This window comes from Syntrophorhabdaceae bacterium (assembly GCA_028698615.1).
Lineage (GTDB): Bacteria > Desulfobacterota > Syntrophorhabdia > Syntrophorhabdales > Syntrophorhabdaceae > Delta-02.
In genome coordinates this window covers 1-2,552 of the sequence record JAQVWF010000121.1, presented here as the reverse complement: position 1 = coordinate 2,552, position 2,552 = coordinate 1, and the positions used below count along the sequence as shown (strand labels likewise).

The window sequence follows — 2,552 nt, the reverse complement described above, 5'->3', positions numbered from 1 at the left end:
TGTTCCCCCCGGCTATCACAGCCACGCTCACCAGCACCGGATGGAGACCAAAATCCTCAAAGAGGGGAATGAACAACGGGGACGTCAGGGCGATCGTGGAAAACCCCCAGGGCACATCCACGAACCGAATCAGCCAGAACCCCAGCGTGATCACTATCAGGAACAAAAGCGGTCTGTGCGCCCAGGACAGTATCCCTGGTTCTATGTAAGGCCGGACCCAGTCAGATATGCCGGCCTTCATGAAGATGCCCGACAGGGAGACCACGACACCGAAGAATATGATGATATCCCAGTTGACACCTTTTCCAATGTCGCCGGGCGCGATGACCTGGAACAGAACAAGCGCCAGAACGGCCATCATTGCGCATGCCGCTGTTGGAATATGATGATGTCTCTCGGTGGCGAAGAGCACAAGCGCGCATGTCAGGATGGTGCCGGTAATGATCTCCTGTCTGCTGATCTTCCCGAGCGCCCGGTACTCTTCCTTGAACGATTCCCTTGAGACGGCGAGGGGAGTCTTCGGTTTCAACAATACATAGACGAGGCCGACGAATAGAATGGTGGCGACGAACCATGGAACCGCCATGATCTGGAACCATGCGTCGAAGCTGGCCAGAGGCTTCATTTCCAGGGGAAGGAATCCCATCATGAAGGGACCCCAGAGAGACCCCGTCAACCATCCGGTGCCCGGCAGAACGGCCGTCCCCCAGGCAACAAGGCAAATGAGGGCACAACCCCTCGACCTGTCTTCCAGCCGGCATGCCTCGACGAGGTGCATGGCAATGGGCATGACGACGGAAAGGCGCACCGTTATCGATGGCGTGAGCGCCGACAGAACGATCCCGATTATGAACCAGCTCACGACAATGGTGAAGTAGCCGGGCTCGAAGCTTTTCAGAACAAAATAGGCTATCCGTTTTCCAAGACCCGTTTTCGCAAGGGCATATCCAAGAAAGAGGGCCGGGATGAGCACCCAGACGCCTGAGCTTGTGAATCCGCTCGTTACAACATGAAGGGGCAGACCGAAAAGTAGCGCTCCGCTGATAAGGACGGCCGCACCCGCCAGATAGGGTAAGTTCCACGGCCTGAAGATCCACAGGCCAAGGGCGATAAGGATGGTCGAACAAATATAATGACCTTGCGCCGACAATCCATTGAAAGGACGAAGGGTCGCCAAAGTCAACGCACAGATGACGAAGATCAAGGCGCCCAGAACCTTCCGATACATCATAAATGTTCCTTCCGACAGAGTATATGGGGGTTACATAGCATATTTTCCACGTATATATACAGACGTTTCGTGCGCTCCGCCATGCACGCCACATTCCCGCCTTTCGGCCCCTTCCTCAGGCCCTGACCGAATTGGCTGTCCGGAACCCCTTTATGGTCCTTCCCTCCATTGCCTTGAAAAAAGCGCTGACTATACCCGGATCCTGCGGCTCTTCGACATAGTCATTGCCCCGGGTATCGAACCAGAGGAACCGCTTTTCTTTAAGGAGCGAATTGAATATATGAAGGTCGCGTGGATTCTTTTGCAGGCGGTCCGCACCGGTAAGGTCCTTCAGGGTCGAGGCGCCGGGGCTTACGTCGATGAGGGCCTTGACAACGTTCATGAACCGCAGGAGCTTCATGAAGGTGAACGTCGTTTCCCGCGGAAAGAGCGGGTTCGTCTCGAACATGACGCTCGAGCGGGCAGCGGGGAAATAAGCCGCCGCGTCGCCGCCGCATATCTCGTCAAAGAGCGGACTGCCCGGGGCGAGATAATAGATGCTCGGGCCGGGGAGCATCCTTTTCCCCATGAGAAATACCATGGTGTCTATGATCTCCTGAGGCCTCTGACCCGGCAGGCCGATGATGAAGTGTGTCTCTACGAGAAAGTCGGAAGCCTCCAGCCAGTCGAAAAGGCTTAGCAGGTTGGCTGGATACCTCCTTCGCTGGGATGCATGGACGGCGGGGGAGGCATCGACGAGTGAGAAATTGAGGCGGGCAAAGCCCGCTTCACGCATCTTCTCGAGCGTTTCAATATCGAGGGTATGGCCGTAAAGGCCATTCATGGCGGAGAGGGTGACGCCCCTGTCCTTCAGGAGGTCGAGGATGTCGTGGAAGAAGGGGATGTCGAGGTTGAGCATGTCGTCCTCGAAGTCTATGGCGGTGATCCCCAGCCTCTCTATCTCCGCAAGCTCATTTTCTATGGCCACTATCGTCCGCCGGCGGTAGGGGACGGGAGGCTTGCCGCAAAAGGAGCACTGAAAAGGGCACCCTCTTGACGTAAGAAAGAAGGTATACGGCCTTTTGCCGATACGGTACCTCTCGGCGGGAAGGAGATCGCGTGCCGGCATGAGGTCGATGTCCTCCTCGACGTGGATGCCCCCCGTGTGGAAGGTACCGTCGCGGTAAAAGGAAAGTCCCGGAACGGAAGACAGCCCACACCTATTCCCGGAAGACAGGACGCGGACGAATTCGAAAAAGGGTGTCTCCCCTTCCCCCCGGACCACGTAATCGATGTCCCTGTCCTTGAGCACATGCTCGGGGAAGAGTGTCGCGTGGGTTCC

At 56.6% G+C, this 2,552-nt stretch carries 2 protein-coding genes; both read right to left on the bottom strand.

All coding sequences use genetic code 11. The features are described 5' to 3' along the window. On the bottom strand, positions 1-1,231 hold a 1,231-nt coding region (locus PHC90_15050), incomplete at its 3' end, for an anion permease (protein ID MDD3847665.1). A 115-nt stretch (positions 1,232-1,346) separates the two neighbouring features. Continuing rightward, a partial coding sequence (locus tag PHC90_15045; protein MDD3847664.1) for a radical SAM protein occupies positions 1,347-2,552 on the bottom strand: 1,206 nt, incomplete at its 5' end.